At 72.7% G+C, this 17,731-nt stretch carries 15 protein-coding genes and 2 pseudogenes; 6 read left to right on the top strand and 11 right to left on the bottom strand.

From position 1 onward, the window contains the following. Positions 1-102: 102 nt before the first annotated feature. Positions 103-1,032, bottom strand: coding sequence for a phytoene/squalene synthase family protein (locus IG62_RS0100490; protein ID WP_030796113.1), 930 nt, complete (start codon positions 1,030-1,032; stop codon positions 103-105). Positions 1,033-1,341: 309 nt separating this feature from the next. Here IG62_RS0100490 and IG62_RS43900 point away from each other — a divergent pair. After that, positions 1,342-1,758 (top strand): annotated as a pseudogene (locus IG62_RS43900) (EF-hand domain-containing protein); the annotation flags it as partial. Positions 1,759-1,903: 145 nt separating this feature from the next. On the opposite strand, the gene tgmB reads toward IG62_RS43900, so the two are convergent. The 5 genes from tgmB to IG62_RS0100460 all read right to left on the bottom strand — a co-directional run bounded on the left by tgmB (position 1,904) and on the right by IG62_RS0100460 (position 5,903). Continuing rightward, a complete protein-coding gene (gene tgmB / locus IG62_RS0100480; RefSeq protein ID WP_030796108.1) occupies positions 1,904-2,830 on the bottom strand; it encodes an ATP-grasp ribosomal peptide maturase in 927 nt (308 codons plus the stop codon). Positions 2,831-2,836: 6 nt separating this feature from the next. Then, on the bottom strand, positions 2,837-3,028 hold the full coding sequence (tgmA, locus tag IG62_RS0100475) for a putative ATP-grasp-modified RiPP (RefSeq protein ID WP_030796106.1): 192 nt from the start codon (positions 3,026-3,028) through the stop codon (positions 2,837-2,839). A 283-nt stretch (positions 3,029-3,311) separates the two neighbouring features. After that, positions 3,312-3,587 (bottom strand): hypothetical protein, encoded by a 276-nt coding sequence (locus tag IG62_RS0100470; RefSeq protein ID WP_030409927.1) that lies wholly within the window; start codon positions 3,585-3,587, stop codon positions 3,312-3,314. A 60-nt stretch (positions 3,588-3,647) separates the two neighbouring features. Beyond that, complete coding sequence (locus IG62_RS0100465; RefSeq protein WP_030796104.1) at positions 3,648-4,865, bottom strand: AI-2E family transporter; 1,218 nt, start codon at positions 4,863-4,865, stop codon at positions 3,648-3,650. A gap of 126 nt (positions 4,866-4,991) precedes the next feature. Then, on the bottom strand, positions 4,992-5,903 hold the full coding sequence (locus IG62_RS0100460; RefSeq protein ID WP_030796103.1) for a LysR family transcriptional regulator: 912 nt from the start codon (positions 5,901-5,903) through the stop codon (positions 4,992-4,994). Between the two features lie 85 nt (positions 5,904-5,988). Here IG62_RS0100460 and IG62_RS0100455 point away from each other — a divergent pair, with 85 nt between their 5' ends. Beyond that, positions 5,989-6,906 (top strand): EamA family transporter, encoded by a 918-nt coding sequence (locus IG62_RS0100455; RefSeq protein WP_234326112.1) that lies wholly within the window; start codon positions 5,989-5,991, stop codon positions 6,904-6,906. 28 nt (positions 6,907-6,934) lie between these two features. Here IG62_RS0100455 and IG62_RS0100450 read toward each other — a convergent pair whose 3' ends face one another. Next, positions 6,935-7,723 carry a DeoR/GlpR family DNA-binding transcription regulator gene (locus IG62_RS0100450; RefSeq protein WP_030796099.1) on the bottom strand — a complete coding sequence of 263 codons (789 nt, stop codon included), beginning with the start codon at positions 7,721-7,723 and terminating at the stop codon, positions 6,935-6,937. Positions 7,724-7,765: 42 nt separating this feature from the next. Beyond that, the gene (locus tag IG62_RS0100445) at positions 7,766-8,815 is read right to left on the bottom strand and encodes an NAD(P)-dependent alcohol dehydrogenase (protein ID WP_030796097.1); all 1,050 of its coding nucleotides are present in this window, start codon (positions 8,813-8,815) and stop codon (positions 7,766-7,768) included. A gap of 178 nt (positions 8,816-8,993) precedes the next feature. Here IG62_RS0100445 and IG62_RS0100440 point away from each other — a divergent pair, with 178 nt between their 5' ends. Together IG62_RS0100440 and IG62_RS49755 are read left to right on the top strand one after the other, a co-directional pair. Then, a complete protein-coding gene (locus IG62_RS0100440) occupies positions 8,994-10,343 on the top strand; it encodes an MFS transporter (RefSeq protein WP_030796095.1) in 1,350 nt (449 codons plus the stop codon). Positions 10,344-10,438: 95 nt separating this feature from the next. Continuing rightward, positions 10,439-11,254, top strand: coding sequence for a hypothetical protein (locus tag IG62_RS49755; RefSeq protein WP_063755310.1), 816 nt, complete (start codon positions 10,439-10,441; stop codon positions 11,252-11,254). On the opposite strand, the pseudogene IG62_RS49750 reads toward IG62_RS49755, so the two are convergent. Further along, positions 11,196-11,672: pseudogene (locus IG62_RS49750) on the bottom strand (CAP domain-containing protein); the annotation flags it as partial. The gene IG62_RS49755 and the pseudogene IG62_RS49750 sit on opposite strands and share 59 nt — an antisense overlap. Positions 11,673-11,892: 220 nt before the next feature. Continuing rightward, the gene (locus tag IG62_RS0100425) at positions 11,893-14,133 is read right to left on the bottom strand and encodes a HelD family protein (protein ID WP_037837616.1); all 2,241 of its coding nucleotides are present in this window, start codon (positions 14,131-14,133) and stop codon (positions 11,893-11,895) included. A 290-nt stretch (positions 14,134-14,423) separates the two neighbouring features. Between IG62_RS0100425 and IG62_RS0100420 the strand changes: the two genes are divergently transcribed. Then, entirely contained in the window at positions 14,424-16,244 is a 1,821-nt protein-coding gene (locus IG62_RS0100420; protein WP_030796087.1) for a TIGR03767 family metallophosphoesterase, read from the top strand. A 63-nt stretch (positions 16,245-16,307) separates the two neighbouring features. Here the strand turns inward: IG62_RS0100420 and dhaM are convergent, their stop codons facing one another. Further along, complete coding sequence (gene dhaM, locus IG62_RS0100415) at positions 16,308-16,703, bottom strand: dihydroxyacetone kinase phosphoryl donor subunit DhaM (protein ID WP_030796085.1); 396 nt, start codon at positions 16,701-16,703, stop codon at positions 16,308-16,310. A gap of 58 nt (positions 16,704-16,761) precedes the next feature. Between dhaM and IG62_RS0100410 the strand changes: the two genes are divergently transcribed. Continuing rightward, entirely contained in the window at positions 16,762-17,538 is a 777-nt protein-coding gene (locus IG62_RS0100410; RefSeq protein WP_030796083.1) for an IclR family transcriptional regulator, read from the top strand. The last annotated feature ends 193 nt before the right edge of the window (positions 17,539-17,731 follow it).

The raw sequence follows: 17,731 nt of genomic DNA, 5'->3' as shown, positions 1-17,731 counted from the left end.
GCATGCGGGGTGGGCGGCGCGGCCGTAGTGGATAGCGGTGTGCGGGGTGCTGCCGGGCAAGCGCGTCGGTCGGACCGGCCGTGCCCGGGCGGCGGTTGGGCCTCAGGCCCGTACGGGAAGCCGTTGGCTGCGCGCCGCCCGGTATTCCCGGGCCAGGAGGCCCAGCGCACCGACGACCGGCGGCCGGGTGGCGCCGGAGAGCAGTGCCGCGCCCTTCCGTCGCACCGTGCGCACCCGGAGCTCCTGCAGGGCGAGCAGCGCGCGGACGAGCGGCCGGCCGGGTGCCGCCACCCGCTCGAGCAGGTCCCACGCCGCCGACAACTCTGCCTGGACCAGCGCCAGTTGCTGCGGCACCAGGGCGGCGAAGGCGGTACGGGTGGCGGGACCGGCCTCGGCCAGGTCCCGGTGGGTCAGCCCGTGCCGGGCCAGGGCGTCCTGCGGGATACCGAGCCGCCCGTGGGACAGGTCCTCGGCGATGTCGTCCAGGAAGTCGAGGCGTTGCATCGCCTCGATGAAGCTGCGGCAGCCCGCCACGTACGCCTCCGTGCCGGTGTCGGGCGCGAGCAGGCAGGTGAGGAGCATGAAGGCGGGCAGCGAATAGGCGTCGATGTAGTCCTGGAAGTCCCGCTCGGTGGCGAACCCGGACCAGTCCACGTCCGCCGCCGCTCCCGCCAGGAACTCCCGTACGTACGGGCCCAGTTGGGGGTGACGGGTGACGGTGTGCCGTAGCGCGCGCAACAACGGCTCGTCCGTCGGGGCGCCCGCGAGCGCCGTCCGTACCTGCCCGTCCCACGCGGCGAGGGCCGCGGCACGTCCCGCCACGGGCCCCTGGTCGATCCGGTCGTCCGTGTGGTGCATGAAGGCCGTGGCGGCGAGGACATCGGGCACGAGCGCAGGGGGGAGCAGCAGCCGCACCGCGGTGTACTCGGCGCGGGCGAACCGCGCGACCAGACGGCGCTGTTCGGTGTAGTCGTGCCGGAGCGACGGGTCCATGATCCCGGCCCGGTCGAGTGTCACCGGCCAGCCGGCCATACCCGCTCCCCTCGTTGGTGCCGCGTCGACCCTAGACGACCGGAGCGGGAGATTTCGCACCGGGTGGCACACGGTCCCTCCACACTCGCCGTACCGTCCCGCCCCCACTGAGCGCCCCGTACGCGCGACAATCGCCGTACAGGATCCACCCCCGCCCGGGCCGGGGCGCTGCTGCGGCGCTGAGCGCGCCGGGCCGCGTCGACACCGGGACGCGGCTCACCCGACCGGGGTGACCAGGCACTTCCGGCGTGTAGCGGGGCGCGGGAGCGGGCAGTTACCGGGCCCCTCAAGCGCACGAAAGGAACACCGATGGATGCTCGGGCCGCGAAGGAACACATCTTCACCATGCTGGATGTGGACGGTGACGGTGTCATCTCCCGGCGGGAGTACGTCGCCCGGCCCGTTCGCGCGGCGGAGGCGCTGGGACGCGACGGGGACGACCCCCTGGTCTCCGCCGCCCGCGCCGCTCACGAACAGGTCTACGCGTCGATGGACGGGAACGGCGACGGCAAGGTGACCTTCGAGGAGTACGCGGCGTGGGCGGGCGCGGAAGCCTTTGACGAGGTCTGCCGGCAGGCGCTGGGGTCGTTGTTCGACCTCGCCGACACCGATGCGGACGGGGCCCTGCAGCGCGCGGAGTTCGTCCGGCTGCGTGCCGTACTGGGCAACCCGCCCGACAACGCCCGGGAGGCGTTCGATGCGCTCGACACCGACGGCGACGGACGCATCGCCCGCGAGGAGTACCTCGCCGCCATCCGTGCCTTCGTCAGCGACGGCGCTTCGCCGATGGCCGAAGCCCTGCACCATGGCCGGAACCGAGCCCTTGCGCCGGGGGGCGGGGCACCCGCGGCCGGCCCTGGCGGTGGGCCGGTCACGCCGGTTCCTCCGCCAGCCAGGTGGCGATGGCCTGGGCGATGGGCTGGTCGGTGTCGAGCTGGACGAAGCCGAACTGGCCGCCCTGGTTGCATTCGAGGAACCACCAGGACCCCTCCCGGTCCTCCGCGAAGTCGAAGGCCCCATAGGAGAGTTGGGCGAGGCGCAGGTATGCGGCCACCGAGCGCCGGACCGTGTCGGGCACCTCGGTGGGCTTCCAGGCGGCGTTCTGGGTGAAACGGCTGTCGACCTCGTCCGGATCGGCCTGCTTGCGGGCGGCGAAGAGCCGGCCGCCGACGCAGGTGAGACGGATGTCGGCCTGCTTGTGGATATGGCGCTGGAGCAGCGTGGGGGAGGCGGCCACTCCGGTGAAGTCCACGTCCGGGCCGATCCGCGTGGTGGGCAGCACCATCGGGGGCTCGCTGGGGTGTTTGCCGGAGACCGACTTCACCACGAGGTCGCGGTGGGTGGTGGCGAACTGCCGGGCGTCCGAGGGGAAGGTGGTGATCAGGGTGGGCGGGATGGTGAAACCGCTCTGTTGGGCGAGGTGCAGCTGCCAGGGCTTGTAGCGGGCCTGCGCGGCCGCGACGGGGTGGTTCATCCAGCGCGCCGGGGTGCAGGTGAGCATGCCGTAGAGCGCGTGCTCGGCCTCCGTGGCGAGCCAGGCGGACTGTTCCTCGGCGCGGGTGCCGGGGGTTCCGGGCCGGCGGACCCATATCGACCGCAGGCTGCGCAGGCTCACCATGCGTTCGTCCGCCTTCAGGTAGCCGTGGAAGGCGTGATGGGCATAGTCCGCCGACAGGGCGACCCGGCCCGGCAGGTCGGCGGGGTCGAGGCGGACGAGCGGGACACCGCGGTCGTGAAGGATCGTGACCACCATGTCCGCGGTCAAGTCCTCCTCACAGGTGAGGACCAGGACGGTCATGGACGCTCAGTCGTCGAAGTGGGTCTTGGAGCCGGCCGTGGACGCTGTGGTGCCGGTGGCCAGCAGCACGGCCCGGCTGGAGGTGGCCGGGCGTCCGTCGGGCAGTACGTTGAGTTGCCGCGCGGCGTCATAGGTGTACGGAGCGGCGCTCGACGGCGTCACCGCCGGACGGGCGTAGCTCAACGCAAACGGTCGCATGCTTTCTCCTTTACAAGACCCGGTTCCCACCCGCCGCGGTGGCGGTGTGGTGACGGGAGCCCCCACCTGATGACTCTGCACGGAGGACGCGACAGTCCGGTCAAATAGTTGCCAGTTTTGCTCGTTTCCGACGATCCTCTTGACGGAAATGCGGTGAGAACGTAGCTGCCGACCCGGTACTCCGGTCTGACAGCACGGCGCTGGGCCCCTAGGAGAGCATTCCCTCTGCCGTGCCGTAGATGGCCACGAAATGTCCCCTCCGCTGACGGGATGTCAGCGGAGATCAGCCGTCCGACACCTCGGCGAGCCGGAACGGCCCCGCGGCGCCGGGGCCGAACATCACCGGCAGATTGCGTCGGCGCGGTACGACGACGAGCGGTTCGTCGCGGTACTCACGGAGGAATTTCTCCAGCGGCTCCCAGATGAGATCGCGGTAGCCGGATTCCGTCCGCTGGTGCTCGAAGGAGAGCGTGAGGGCGGACTCCACGAGGCTCACGCTCACCGAGTCCACCTCCAGCCACTCCCCACCGATCCAGGCTTCGAGCCGCACATATGACATGACGCAAGAGTGCCCCGGACGGTGCCGCAGCCGCAATCGGCGTCCGGGCGCGCGGCGCGCTCAGGGGGCCCGGAAGGACGCGGCGGGGAGCGCGCGCAGCACGCCGTAGACGGACCACACCACCGAAACGAGCGGTACCGCGACGATCGCGCCGGGCACCCCGGCGGTGACCGCGCCGCAGACCACCGAGAGCGCCACCACGACCGGATGCAGCTGGACCGCGCGGCTCATCACGAGCGGGTGCAGCACATGGCCCTCGATCTGGCCGATGACCACGATCAGCAGCACGACGATCAGCGCGATCAACGGGCCCTTGGCGGCCAGCGCCACCACGGCGGCCACGGCCAGCGCGACCGGCGAGCCCACCAGCGGGATGAAGGCGGCGAAGAACTCCAGCACGGCCAGCGGGACGGCGAGCGGCACCCCCAGGATGAACAGCGCGACGCCCACGAGCACGGCGTTGATCGCGGCGACCAGGACGATGCCGCGGGTGTAGCCGGTGAACGTGGTCCAGGCGGCACGGCCCGCGAGTTGGACGGGGCGGCGCCGGTTGCCGGGCAGCTGGCCGCCGAACCAGCGCCACATCCGGCCGCCGGAATGCAGGAAGAAGACCGAGCAGAACAGCGCGAGCACGCCCACCGTCGCCGCTTCGACGATCCGGTCGACGCCGCTCAGCGCCGTGCTGATCAGCGCCGACCGGTGCGTGGAGACGAACCTCCGGACCCATGTCTGCAGATGTGCGAGGGTCTCGTGGCTCAGGTGGACCGGCGGGCCCTGTGCCCACCGCTCGATCCTGGCCACACCACCGTCGAACTCCCGGCGCAGGCCCGCCCACTCCCCCGCGACGTTCGCACCGATCAGGCTCAGCACACCGAAGAGCAGCAGGATGCCGAGCAACAGACCGGAGGCGACCGCCACCGACCGGGGCATCCAGCGGCCGAGCAGGCTGGTCAGCGGCTCCAGAAGGGCCGTCAGGACAAGGCCCACGAAGACCGCCAGGGTCACCAGGTGGAACTTTCCCAGCGCCACGAAGACCGCGTAGACGACCGCGCCCACGATGATCAGGCGCCACCCGTACGCGGCGGCGGCCTGCAGCATGGGGGACGGCCCGGTGGGTACGGCCGGGCGGCGCTCCGGTCCCCCGCCCGCCGTCCGGCGTACGGTCACGGTCCGCCGGCCGCCGCGGGTCCGCAGAACCGTGACCCGGCCGCGCGGCCGGCCGCCGCTCCCCGAGGCGCCGGACGTACTCTCCCGCTTCCTGCCGGGTCGGTTCCGCACCTGGCCGCCACCGCCCTCCGCGCGCCCGTGCCTACCCAGAGGTGGTATCACCCGGCACCGGTTCTCGAACGCCCGTGGGCCGGCATTCCCCCGAAGGTACGCGCCGGTACGTCACCCGCCCGGCGGCTACCGGCGCGGCGGGCGGGTGTCCTCGTGGGTCCGGCGGGCGAGGAGGTCGGTCACCAGCGCCAGTGGGGGCCAGTTGATGCTGCCGTGGCGGGCGACGGCGTATGCGCGCAGGACGACCTCCGGAGCCGCGAGCCGGACGATGCGGACGCCGGGGAAGGGGGCGAGGTCCCCGGGCAGCAGCCCGACGCCCAGCCCGGCGGCGATCATTGCCTGCACCAGGTCGAGGCTGTCGGCCTGATGGGTCACCCGGGGCGTGAAGTCCGACATCGAGGCGAGGGTGCGGATGGCCACCTCGTCCGCGGAGTTCCGGGAGTTGACGATCCAGTTCTCCGCGCGGAAGTGGGTGACGACGTCCAGGGCCGTGCCCTCGGGCACCTGCGTACCGGCGGGGACGCCGAGGCCCCATTCCGTGGTCCACAGCGGCGTCGCGGCGACGGACGGGTCGAGGGTGGCCGGTGCGAGGTTGTAGTCGTAGGTGAGCGCGAGGTCCGTCTCGTCGGCGGCGAGCGCGTGCAGGGCCTCGGCGGGCTCGTGCTCGCGGATGAGGATCCGCACCTGGGGGTGGCTCGTCGCGAGCCCGGTGACGATCGGCAGCAGGTACGTACGGATCGCCGTGCCGAAGCCGGCGACCCTGAGGGTGCCGTGGGGCTCGGCCCCGGGTCCCAGGTCGAGCCGGGCCGCCTCGACCGCGGCGAGGATCGTCACGGCGTGTGCGGCCAGTCGCCGGCCCGCCGGGGTCAGCCGGACCCGGCGCCCGTCCGGCTCGATGAGCGTGGTGTCCGTCTCACGGGCGAGCGCGGCGATCTGCTGGGAGACCGTCGAGGTGGTCGTTCCGAGGGTCTCGGCGACGGCACGCATCGACCCGAGCCGGGACAATTCGGCCAGTAGTTCCAGTCGCCTCGTCTCCATGCGCGCCATTGTTCAGCTTTCCCGAACGGAATGTCCATGATCGGCACGTGGACGGCAACGATACCGAGACCGTCTACTGACGGCCATGACCGCGCCACCTGCCCTGACGTCCCCCGCCACCGCCCGCCGCCCCTCCTTCCGCGGGGCGGACGCCGGTGTGCTGATGGCCCTCGCCTCGATGAGCTGCGTCCAGCTGGGCCTCGCGCTCTCGGTGCGGCTCTTCGACCAGCTCGGGCCGGTGGGAACGACGGCGCTGCGCCTGGCGTGGGCGGGGGTGCTCCTGCTGGTCCTCGTCCGCCCGCGCCGCTCCGACTTCACCGGCAGGGACCTGCTCGCCTGCCTCGGGCTGGGTGTGGTCACGGCCGGGCTGATGCTCCTGTTCATGTGCGCGGTCGCGCGGATCCCGCTGGGGACGGCCAGCGCCCTGGAGTTCCTGGGGCCGCTCGGCGTGGCCATGTTCGGAGCGAGCGGCGGCCGCAAGCTGTGGGCCTCGCTGGCCGCGGTCGGGGTGGTGCTGCTCACGGAGCCCTGGCACAGCGGGAGCGACCCGGTGGGCCTCGCGCTCGCGCTGGCCGCCGCGGCCTGCTGGGCCGGGTACATCCTGCTGACCCAGCGCGTCGGCGACCGGGTCACCGGTCTGAACGGCCTGGCCGTCTCGATGCCGGTGGCCGCCCTGGTCGCCACGCTGTTCGCCGGACCGTCCGCCCTGGGGGCGGTGACCTGGCCGCTGGTGCTCACCGGCCTGGCGCTGGCGGTGCTGCACCCGGTCATCCCGTTCAGCCTCGAATTCCTGGCCCTGCGCCGGCTCTCCACCACTGCCTTCGGCACCCTGATGAGCCTGGAACCCGCCATCGCCCTCGTCATCGGCGCCGTCACCCTCGGCCAGTTGCCCGGCGTGGGCCCGGCGGCCGGGGTCGTCTGCGTCGTGCTCGCCGGTATCGGCGCCACCCGCACCGGCAGCCGCGCGCCCGCGTCCGCGGAGGGCCCGCGCCCCGGCGAGTGACGACCGTGCCGCTTCGCGCGGGGACAGGTCAGGCGTCCACCACGTCGACCGTCGCGCCGCGGTCACGCAGGGCGGCGAGTTCGGCGGCGGGGGTGGCGCGGTCGGTGACGATGCGGTCGTAGCGGCCGGCGTCGCCGTACACATGGGTGGCGGTCTTGCCGAATTTGGTGTGGTCGACGAGGAGCAGGGAGCGCCGGGCGCAGTCCAGCATGGCCTCCTTGATCTCGGCGTACTCGCGGATCGGGTGGAAGAGCCGGCCGCCGAGGACGGAGACGGCCGACATCACCGCGAGGTCGGCGCGCAGCCGGCCGAGGGCGCGCAGGACGTCGGGGCCGACGCAGGAGCCGAACTCGCCGCGGTAGCGGCCGCCGAGCAGCGTGACCTCGGCGCCGGGTGTCTCGTCGAACAGCCGGGCCACGCCGAGGGAGTTGGTGACCACGGTGACCGCCTCGGTCCGGGCGATCCGTGCGGCGAGCGGGAACAGCGTGGTCGAGTCGTCCAGGACGACGGTGCTGCCGGGCCGGATCTCGTCGGCGACCGCGTCGCACAGCGCCTCCTTCAGCGGGCGCTGTACGCCGATGCGGAAGCGGGTGGCGGTTTCCATGGTGAGGGTCGGGAAGGGGGCGGCCCGGCCGCGTTCCTTGCGCAGCAGCCGGCGTTCGGCGAGCTGGTCCAGGTCGCGGTGCATGGTCGCGAGGCTGACCCCGAAGTGCCTGGCCAGTTCGTCGATCCGGACCTCTCCGCGTTCGACGACGAAGGCCAGTACGTCCTGTCGTCGCCGGTCGACCTCGGCCAGCGACGACCGTGTGGAAGCCATCGGGGCCGCCCCTTTCCCGGTCGCACAGCGGCAGCGGCGCGCCTACCGCTGCGGATGGATGACGGCCTTCACGGCGGTCGCGTCCTTGGTGGCGACGGTCAGTGCGTGCTCGGCCTCGGCAAGACCGTAACGGTGCGAGACCAGCGAGTCGAGCCGGACCGCACCCGACGCCACCAGCGCGATCGCGGTGGGCCAGGTGTGGGCGTAGCGGAAGGTGCCGGTGAGTTCGAGTTCGTGGTTCTGCACCCGGCTGAGCGGGAGCGGGATCTCGTCCCCGCCCATGCCGATGAGCACGACCCGGCCGGCCCGGCCGACGGTGCGGATCGCCTCGCCGGTGACCGTGGGCACGCCGGAGCATTCCAGCAGCACGGTGGGGGTGTATCCGGCCTCGGGCAGGGGGGTGCGGGAGACGTCGAGGGCGGTGGCGCTGGCCGCGCGGGCGAGTTCCAGGCGGTGCGGGACGACGTCGGTGACGAGCACCTCCCGGGCGCCGAAGGCGCGTGCGGTCCGGGCGGCGATCAGGCCGATGGGTCCCGCTCCGGTGATCAGCACCCGGTCCCCGGGGGCGACGCGGGCCTTGCGGCAGGCCCAGACGGCGACCGAGAGCGGCTCCAGCAGGGCGGCGTCCTCGATGGTCAGGGAGTCGGGGACGTCATGAGCGAAGTCCTGGTGGACGGCCAGGTATGCGCAGAAGGCGCCGTCGACCGGGGGTGTGGCGAGGAAGCGCATGCCGGGGCAGAGGTTGTAGCGGCCGGCCCGGCATTCGCCGCAGGTGCCGCACGGGGTGCCGGGCTCGATGGCGACGCGCCGGCCGGTCCGCCGCGGGTCGACGCCCGGCCCGCAGGCGACCACGGTGCCGGCCGCCTCGTGGCCGAGGACGAGGGGTGCCCGTACGACGAAGTCGCCGATCCGGCCGTGCCGGTAGTAGTGCACGTCGGAGCCGCAGGTGCCGACCGCTTCGACGCGGATCAGGACCTCTCCCGGTCCGGGGGTGGGGACGGGGCGCTCTTCGAGCTTCAGCTTCTCGGGGCCGTGCAGGACGGCGGCGCGCATGGTGGCGGGGATCGCGGGCTGCGCGGAGGTTGCGGTCATGGCGGGCACGGCTCCCTGGGGTCTTCGAGGATGTGCGCTCTTTTTTAACAGAGCAGTCTTGACTTCGCACAAAATACGAGAAGACTTTGCGGCCGGTCCACCGTTCGGCGGCACTTTCCGACTCCGCCGGCGCGGCGGTGGAACCCGCACCCCCTTCCTTCTCCGCCCTGGAGGGCCCATGAGCAGCCCTGCCCCCTCGTCGAGCCCGGCCCGGACCCCGGCCGGTGCGCCCCGGCCGGCAGCCGACCGCTCCCGCCTCGCACGACTGGGCATACCCCCGGCGCTGACCTGGGGTTTCGTCGGCGTCCTGCTCTTCATGACCGGCGACGGCGTGGAGACCGGGTTCTTCTCGAAGTACCTGGCCGACCACGGCCTGACCAAGGCCGACGCGGCGGTCGTCATCGCCGTCTACGGCATCACCGTCGCCGTCGGCGCCTGGCTCTCCGGAGCGCTGTCCGACCTCTGGGGACCGCGGCGGGTGATGACGGCCGGGTTCGCCATCTGGCTCGTCTTCCAGCTGCTCCTGCTGTCGGTCGCGCTGCCGGCCATGAACTATCCGCTGCTGCTGCTCGTCTACGGACTGCGCGGCTTCGGCTATCCCCTGTTCGCCTACGGGTTCCTGGTCTGGGTGACCGCGGCGACCCCGCCGCACCGGCTGGGCACGGCCGTCGGCTGGTACTGGTTCGCCTTCACCGGCGGCCTGCCGACGCTCGGTTCACTGCTCGCCAGCGCGACGATCCCGCAGGTCGGCTCGTACCGCACGCTCTGGCTCGCGCTCGGGCTGGTGACGCTCGGCGGACTGCTCGCCCTGCTGCTGGTGCGCGAACCCACCGGACGGTCCCGGCTCGCCCCGGCCGGTGAACGGCCGCTGGCGACGCTGGCGGGCAGCGTCTCGATCATGCGGCGCCGCCCGCGGGTCGCCGTGGGTGCCGCGGTACGCGTCATCAGCACCGGCTCCCAGTTCGGGTTCCTCGTCTGCATGCCGTTCTTCTTCACGGAGACGGCCGGATTCACCACCTCGGCGTGGCTGCGGCTGCTCAGCGTGATGTTCACCGCGAACATCTTCGCCAACCTCTTCTTCGGCGCCGTCGGGGACCGGCTCGGCTGGCAGCGCACCATGACCTGGTTCGGTGCCGTGGCCTGTGCGCTGACCTGCCTCGCGCTGTACTACGTCCCGTTGGTGGCCGGCCCGTCCTTCGCCGCGTCCGCGGTGGCCGCCGCGCTCTACGGCATCGCGCTGGCCGGCTACGTACCGATCTCGGCGCTCGTGCCGGCCCTGGCGCCGCGCCACAAGGGTCAGGCGATGTCCGCGCTGAACCTCGGCGCGGGGCTCAGCACCTTCGCCGGGCCCGCCGTCGTGGCGCTCGCGCTGGGCCCGTTCGGGATCGAGGGGATCGTCTGGATCTTCGCCGGACTGCACCTCCTGACCGCCCTCGCCATCCGGTTCCTGGAGCCGGACCCGGAGTTCACCGCGTCCGCCGCCACCGCGGTCGAGGAGGGTACGGCCGTTCCGGCCGGCCGGCACTGACCGGTCGTCAGCCGCACTGCGCCGCTCAGCCGCGGTCGACCGATCGGAACGTAAGGTGGCAGATCGGTACATCACATGACATAGCGAGGACCCGCATGCACGCTCGCCGTCTCGCCACCGCCGCCGCTCTCGCGCTCACGACCACCGCACTCGTCGCCGCCGGTCCCCCACCCGGCGCCGTTCCCCCGCCCGGCAGCCGGACCACCGCCGCACGGCACGCCGGCAACACCGAGGTACCCGTCGAACGGGGCACCGCCCGCTTCCGTGTCCCGTCCGCCCTGCTCACCCGGCTCGCCGCCCGCGGTGTGGTGCCCAAGGCCCTCGGCGCGAAGGGCAAGCCCCGCCCGCACCTCGCACGCGACGGCAGCCGCACGCTGAGCCTGCGCCTCTCGGGTGGTGCGGTCACCAACAGCGGCGGCAAGGCAGGCGGCGAACTGCGGTTCGGCGGAGGAGGAGTGGCCCTCGTGCGTGCCAAGGCGCACAAGGCCCTCCGGCTCACCGGCTTCACCGCCGACCTCGGCCAGGGCACGCTCAGCGCCGCCACCGGCCACGGCGCCAGGGCCACGCTGGGCAGCTTCCCCCGCGCCGACCTCAGGACCGCGCTGAACACCAGAACCCGGGTGCTGCGTCTCAAGGCTCCGATCACCCTGTCCGCGTCCGCCGCCGAGCGGCTCAACACCGCCCTCGCGACGAAGGCGTTCACCCGCGGCACCCGGCTGCTGGACGTCCGGGTCACCGCCTGGCTGGACCGGACCGCCGACCTCCGCACCGCGCTCAACCTCAGCGGGCGGCGAAGTCCTGCGTCCACCACGGCCCGCCGGTGCCCTCCCGGAGGCCGACGCCGATGTCCGTCAGGTCGCACCGGAGGATGTTGCGGCGGTGGCCGGGGCTGTTCATCCAGTCCTTCATGACGGCGGCCGGGGTCGGCCGTCCCACCGCGATGTTCTCGCCGTACGCGGACCAGGAGTAGCCGGCCGCGGTGATCCGGGCTCCCGGATCGGCACCGTCCGGATCGGTGTGGCCGAAGAACCGGCGGGCGGCCATGTCGTCCGCATGGCGCTGCGCCGCCCGCTGGAGTGCCGCGTTCCACCGCACCCCCGGACAGTCGTGTGCCGCCCGCTTCCCGTTCACCAGCAGGATGACCTGGTGGGCGGCCTGCCGCAGGGAGCCGGTGGGTGGGCCTTCGACAGCGGCGGGGCCCGGGGCGGCGAGCGCGGCCGGGCCGGCCGGCAGGGCGAGGACCGCGGCGGCGAGCACGAGAGCCAGTGCGTGGCGCGGACGCCTCCCCTGCCGGGGGTGGTGCGGACGCGTGCCGTGCGGTCCGGGCATGCCGAAACTCCCCCTTGGCGGAACGGGACCGTGATCTCGAACGGCCCGCTCGCCGGGTTGTGCGCGAGGGGCGCAGAGTGCCTAGCCGGGAGCGGGTGCGTTCATGCCCCGGTCCGCGGGCCTGACGGGGCATCACCGGCGCGCGGGGACGGCGTGGGACGGCGGACCGGCGCGGGCATTCCGCCGCCGCTCCCCCGCCCCGCGCCGCCCGCGCCGGGCGTCACCGGTCGGCCGCGGCGGCCTCCGCCAGCGGCGCCGCCGCGAGCCCGGCCGGCAGCGGCCCGGTGTGGAGCACGCCCAGCCGCTGGGTCGCCCGGGTGAGCGCGACGTACAGATCGCTGGCCCCCAGCTCCTGCGGTTCCGCCACCAGCACGGTGTCGAACTCCAGGCCCTTGGCCTGCCGCGGATCGATCAGCACGACCGGGCGGGTCAGGTCGGGGGCCGGTCCGGCGGCCGCGGACGGGAGCAGCGGCAGCAGGTCCGCGTGGCGGGAGCGCGGGGCGATCACCGCGAGCCGGCCCTCCGCCCGGCTCTCCCGTGCGACGGCCTCGGCCACCGCGCCCGCCAGGTCGTCGGTGCGCTGCGCCCAGGGCCGTACGCCGGTGGAACGGATCGAGCGGGGCGGTGCGAACTCCGGGTCCAGGGACCGCGGCACCTCGGCCGCGACCTCCATGATCTCGGTCGGCGTACGGTAGTTGACGCCGAGCCGGGTGTGCTGCCAGCGGTCGCCGACGTACGGGGCGAGGATCGTCTCCCAGGCGCCGCAGCCGCCCGGTTCCGCGGTCTGGGCCGGGTCGCCGACCAGGGTCATCGAGCGGGTCGGGCAGCGGCGCATCAGCAACCGCCAGGCCATCGCGGAGAGTTCCTGGGCCTCGTCGACGATGATGTGGCCGAAGGCCCAGGTGCGGTCGGCAGCGGCGCGTTCGGCGGCGCTGCGGTGGTCGGCCTCCTCGTGCCGCTCGGCGAGCCGTTCCGCGTCGACCAGGTCGTGCGCGGCGAGCACCTCCGAGTCCTCGTCGTCGCGCTCCTCGAACTCCTGGGTGCGGGAGCCGTAGGAGAGGTCGAGCACGCCCTGGGCGTAGGCGATCTGTTCCAGGCGCTCGGCCTCGGCGGCGGCGCGGGCCGCCGAGTCGTCCTCGCCGAGGAGTTCGGCCGCCTCGTCGAGCAGCGGGATGTCGGCGGGCGTCCACTCCCCGCCGGTCCGCCGGATCGCGTCGGCGTCCGCCTCGGGGAGGTGGACGGGCTCGGCGAGGAAGTCCGCGACCAGCTGCCGGGGCGTCAGGGTGGGCCACAACTCCTCGATGGCGCGGTGCACTTCGCCACTGGTGGCGATGGCCTTGCCGAGCTGGGCGATGTCGTCGGCGCCGAGCAGGTTCGGGCCGCCGTAGGGGTCGGCGCCGATCCGGTCGGTCAGTTGGGCGGTGAGTGCGTCGATGATGCGGAACGCGAAGTGCGGGCGGGCGAGGTTGTGCGGCAGCCCGGTCTCGCGGGCGCGGCGCCGGGCCTCCTTCGCCATCGGTGCGTCCAGCCGCAGTTCGCCGTCGTCGTGCTCGATGACGATCTCCGGGTCGGGCAGGGTCTGCCGGTCCTGGACGAACCGCGCGAGCGCCTCGGCCATGGCCGCGCCGCCCTTGACCTCGGCGGCCCGGGGCGTGTCGGTCCCGGTCGCGGTGACGCCCGGGAAGAGTTCCGCGGGGGTGGCCAGCAGCACCCCGGTCTCGCCGAGAGCGGGCAACACCTCGCCGATGTAGCTGAGGAAGGCGGGGTTGGGGCCGACGATCAGCACGGCGCGGCGGGCGAGTTGTTCCCGGTGGGCGTAGAGCAGATAGGCCGCGCGGTGCAGGGCGACGACGGTCTTGCCGGTGCCGGGGCCGCCTTCGACAACGAGGACGCCGTGGTGCGAGGCGCGGATGATGCGGTCCTGGTCGGCTTGAATGGTCTGCACGATCTCGTGCATCCGGCCGGTGCGCGCGGTGTCGAGGGCGGCGAGCAGCACGGCGTCCGCGTCGGCGCCTTCGTGTCCGGTGCGGGTGGTGTCGGTGAGGTCGAGGATCTCGTCGTGCAGGGCGGAGACCCGGCGGCCCTCGGTGGTGATGTGGCGTCTGCGTCGCAGGCCCATGGGGGTGTGGCCGGTGGCGAGGTAGAAGGGGCGGGCGACCTCGGCGCGCCAGTCGAGGACGAGCGGGGTGCGGTCGACGTCGTCGCGGCGGATGCCGATCCGGCCGATGTGGTGGTCGCGGCCGTCACGGAAGGCCAGCCGGCCGAAGCAGAGCCCGGACTCCCCGGCGTCGGCGGCGGCCAGCACGCCGGACTGCTCGGCCACCGCGACATCGCGCTCCAGCCGCGCCTGGGCGTTGTTCCCCGCGAGCGCCAGGGCCTTTCGTACCGCCGTCGCGGCTTCCGCCCGCATTTCTGCGAGGCGCTCGTAGAGCAGGTCGATGAATTCCTGCTCCTGCCGCAATTCCTCGTTTGACAATTCGACTCCGCTCAAGTACGGTTTGCTTTGGAACGTTGGGTAGTGTTCTTGCGCAACCAAGACACAGAAGCCCTCAATATACGCAGAGAAATACCCCGGACGTCAAATTCGTCGCGGGGTATTTTTGCGTCCCCGAATCGACGGGCGATGGGTGTTCCGCGTTCCGGGCCCGTTCAACTTCCGGCCACGCATCCCGCGCACTCTTCGGAACGAGATGTTCCGTTTGGTGACACCGCGGTGGCCCGCCATTCCGGCCGCCGTCTACGGAGGGCCCCATGGCCGGTTTGCACACCCCCACCGACCGTCGTCGATTCCTTCTCTCCTCCGGTGCCGCGGTCGCCGGGGCCGGCGCCGCCTGGGCACTGCCCGGCCAGCGCCGGAGCAGCGCCGCCGCGGACCCCCGACCCGCACGGACCGGCTCGGTGCCGTCGCCGGCCCGGCCCGCTTCCGGGCGCCCGGCGCCGTACGGCGTCACGACCCTGGAGACCACCGCCCGGCTCACCGGCACAAGCGGCTACCGGCGTCTGGCCTCCGGGCCCGGCTGGCCCCTGGTCGTACGGGACGAGCTGGCCGCGGCCGGGCCCCGGCGGCAGGACCGGCGGACCCCGCTGGCCTGTTTCGTCCAGCTCACCGATCTGCATGTGGCCGATGTCCAGAGCCCGCTGCGGACCGAATTCCTGCGCGCCGGATCGCCGGGGTCCTGGCGGGTGCAGGAGGCGCTGTCGGTGGCCGGTGCGGTCTCGCTGGTGGAACAGGTCAATGCGATCCGCGGCGGGCCGCACACCGGGCGGGCGCCGGCCTTCGCGATGTCCACCGGCGACAACATCGACAATCACGAGATGGTGGAGCTGGAGTGGTTCCTCACGCTGATGAGCGGGGGCCGCATCACGCCGAATACCGGGGCCCCGGCGTCGTACGAGGGCGTCCAGAATTCCGGGCTTCCGCTCTACTGGCATCCGGACGCCGGCCTGCGCGACCAGGACAAGCGGCGGGGGCTTCCGGAGGTCCCCGGATTCCTCGACGCCGCGATCCGTCCGGTGACCAGCCCCGGGCTGCGCATTCCCTGGTATTCGACGCCGGGCAATCACGACGACCTGCCGGGCGGGTGCCTGAATCCGGCCGATCCCTGGCTGTGCGACTACGTCGCCGGGGCCCGCAAGATCTTCTCCGTCCCGGACGCCGATGTGGCCGCACTGGCCCGGGTGCTCAACACCGGTGACGATCCCAAGAGCGTGGTGCTGAAGGAGATTCTGCAGCGCAATTCCGCCGGGGCCCGGAGTGTGGTCGCCGATGAGCGGCGGCGGATGGTGACTCCGCAGGCGTATCTGCGCGCGCATCTGGATCCGGCGCACGCCGGGGCGGGGCCGGCCGGGCACGGCTACACCGAGAACCATCTCGACGGCGAGCGCATGTACTACACGTTCCCGGTCGCGGAGAACGTGCTCGGCATCAGCCTCGACACGACGTATCGCAGCGGCCACTTCGAAGGGTCCCTGGACAACGAGCAACTCGGTTGGCTGGAGCGGACGCTGGCGGCGCACAGCTCCCGTTACTTCGACGCGGACGGCCGTCCGGTGCACAATCCGGGCGCGGCGGACGCCCACGTTCTGGTTTTCAGCCACCACCACAGTCCGAGCATGACCCGGCGCCCGGACGCGGCCCGTACGGACGCGCCGCGGCACGACGGCGCCGAGGTCATCGCGCTGCTGAACCGGTTCCCGAACGTGGTGGCGTGGATCAACGGGCACAGCCACGTCAACCGCATCACCCCGCATCCCCACCCGACGCCGTCCCGGTCCTTCTGGGAGGTCAACACCGCCTCACACGTGGACTATCCGCAGCACGCCCGGCTGCTGGAACTGGTCGACAACCACGACGGCACGGTGTCGCTGTTCACCACGCTCATCGAGTCCGCGGCGCCGCACCGGACCGACCTCGGTGATCTGTCCGCGGTCGGCCTCGCGTCCCTGTACCGCGAGCTGTCGTACAACGCCCCGGGGCTGGCCGACGGGATGGCGGGCGGGGTGCACGAGGAGATGGCGGGCCGGCCGGCGGACCGCAACACCGAACTCCTGGTCCGCGGCTTCCGGGGGTGAGCCGCGAACGCCCGGATCCGGTCAGACGTAGCACCGGGAGTGCGGCACGACAGCCGGATCCGGTCAGAACTTGGAGGTGTGGCGGGCCTCTTCGGCCGCTTTGAGGACGGTGGGCAGGGCGGCCCCGCCGGCCGCGGTGACGGCGGCCGCCACCGCCCCTTCGAGGAAAGGGGCGTCGGCCAGGACGGCGTGGATGCCGGGGTGATCGGTCAGGACGAGGCGGGTGGCGAGGACCGAGCTGCCCAGGTCGGGGAGGACCACCGCGCCCGCTTCGCCGGAGGCGGCGGTGCGCAGCGCGCGCAGGATGCGGGGGTAACTCGTGCCCGTCCGCCCGTCATCGGTGCCGCCGGCCGGGGCGACGACGACTTCGGGGCCGGCCATCTGCTCGATGAGGGTCCGTACGCCGAAGGCGATCTCCGCACGGTGCGACACAAGTACGATGCCAACCAGCTGTGTCATGAACGAGGACTCTACGGAGCGGAACGCCGTTCAGCAATACCGAACAGGGAGTTGATCGATGGTCCAGGCTGTGCACAGGGCGATCCACGTGCTCCGGGAGCTCGCCACGGCGACGCCGCGCCTGGGGGTCACCGAGCTGGCCGACCGCATTGGGGTGGCCAAGCCGACCGTCCACGCCCTGCTGCGCACCTTGGAGTCGGAGGGCATGGTCGTCCAGGACCGGGAGACCGGGAAGTACCGGCTGGGCCCGGGCCTGGTGACCCTCGGCAATGCCTATCTGGACTCGCACGAGCTCCGCACCCGCGCCGTGACCTGGGCGGACCTGCTGGCCAACCAGGCCGGCGCGGCCGTCTGGGTAGGCATTTTGACGGGGAATCAGGTTCTGGTCATCCACCATGCGTTCCGGCCCGGTGGCTCGGTGCAGGTACTGGAGACCGGGGCCAGCCTGCCCTGGAACGCCTGCGCGATCGGGAAGGCGATCGCGGCGTTCCTGCCGGCCGAGCGGCGCGGCGAGCTGCTCGCGGGCGAGCTGGCCCGGGTCACCGGCGCCAGCATCGACGATCCGGGCTGGCTGGCGACCCAGCTGGACCGGGCCCGGGAGACCGGATACGCCCTGGAAGAGGGTGAGTTGACGCTCGGCGACGCGGGCATCGCGGCGCCGGTGTTCGACCGCAGCGGCGAGGTGGTGGGTGCGCTCGGGCTGGTGGGACCGGTCGAGCGATTGTTGGCCGAAACCGTTCGCCAGGAGTGCGCGATCGCGGTCCGCGAGGTGGCCCGCAGCCTGTCGCGTGATCTCGGGGCGCCGCGCAACGCCGGGCTGCGCGCCGCCGGTTGACGTGCGCCGAAGACTCCGCGGCTTCATCACGGGTTCATCAACCCGCAGTGCTCAGGGGCCGGTTGCCCGGCGATTGTGTTGCCTGCGTTGCCAATGCGCCGAAGGCCTTGACGGGGCCGGGGTCGCTGCGTTTTGCTTCCTATGGCCATTCGGCAATGCCGAACAGCTTTCGGTAAAGCGTTAGTTATCCGAC

Source organism: Streptomyces sp. NRRL S-337 (assembly GCF_000720175.1).
GTDB classification, from domain to species: domain Bacteria; phylum Actinomycetota; class Actinomycetes; order Streptomycetales; family Streptomycetaceae; genus Streptomyces; species Streptomyces siderophoricus.
This window is presented reverse-complemented; position numbering and strand designations above follow the sequence as displayed.

Bases quoted from the DNA above. Each gene is read 5' to 3' on its own strand.
- IG62_RS0100470 (WP_030409927.1), bottom strand. From the start codon at position 3,587: ATGTCATATGTGCGGCTCGAAGCCTGGATCGGTGGGGAGTGGCTGGAG.
- tgmB (WP_030796108.1), bottom strand. From the start codon at position 2,830: ATGACCGTCCTGGTCCTCACCTGTGAGGAGGACTTGACCGCGGACATG.
- IG62_RS49755 (WP_063755310.1), top strand. From the start codon at position 10,439: ATGCACGCTCGCCGTCTCGCCACCGCCGCCGCTCTCGCGCTCACGACC.
- IG62_RS0100410 (WP_030796083.1), top strand. From the start codon at position 16,762: ATGGTCCAGGCTGTGCACAGGGCGATCCACGTGCTCCGGGAGCTCGCC.
- IG62_RS0100440 (WP_030796095.1), top strand. From the start codon at position 8,994: ATGAGCAGCCCTGCCCCCTCGTCGAGCCCGGCCCGGACCCCGGCCGGT.
- dhaM (WP_030796085.1), bottom strand. From the start codon at position 16,703: ATGACACAGCTGGTTGGCATCGTACTTGTGTCGCACCGTGCGGAGATC.
- IG62_RS0100490 (WP_030796113.1), bottom strand. From the start codon at position 1,032: ATGGCCGGCTGGCCGGTGACACTCGACCGGGCCGGGATCATGGACCCG.
- IG62_RS0100420 (WP_030796087.1), top strand. From the start codon at position 14,424: ATGGCCGGTTTGCACACCCCCACCGACCGTCGTCGATTCCTTCTCTCC.
- tgmA (WP_030796106.1), bottom strand. From the start codon at position 3,028: ATGCGACCGTTTGCGTTGAGCTACGCCCGTCCGGCGGTGACGCCGTCG.
- IG62_RS0100450 (WP_030796099.1), bottom strand. From the start codon at position 7,723: ATGGCTTCCACACGGTCGTCGCTGGCCGAGGTCGACCGGCGACGACAG.
- IG62_RS0100460 (WP_030796103.1), bottom strand. From the start codon at position 5,903: ATGGAGACGAGGCGACTGGAACTACTGGCCGAATTGTCCCGGCTCGGG.
- IG62_RS0100455 (WP_234326112.1), top strand. From the start codon at position 5,989: ATGACCGCGCCACCTGCCCTGACGTCCCCCGCCACCGCCCGCCGCCCC.
- IG62_RS0100445 (WP_030796097.1), bottom strand. From the start codon at position 8,815: ATGACCGCAACCTCCGCGCAGCCCGCGATCCCCGCCACCATGCGCGCC.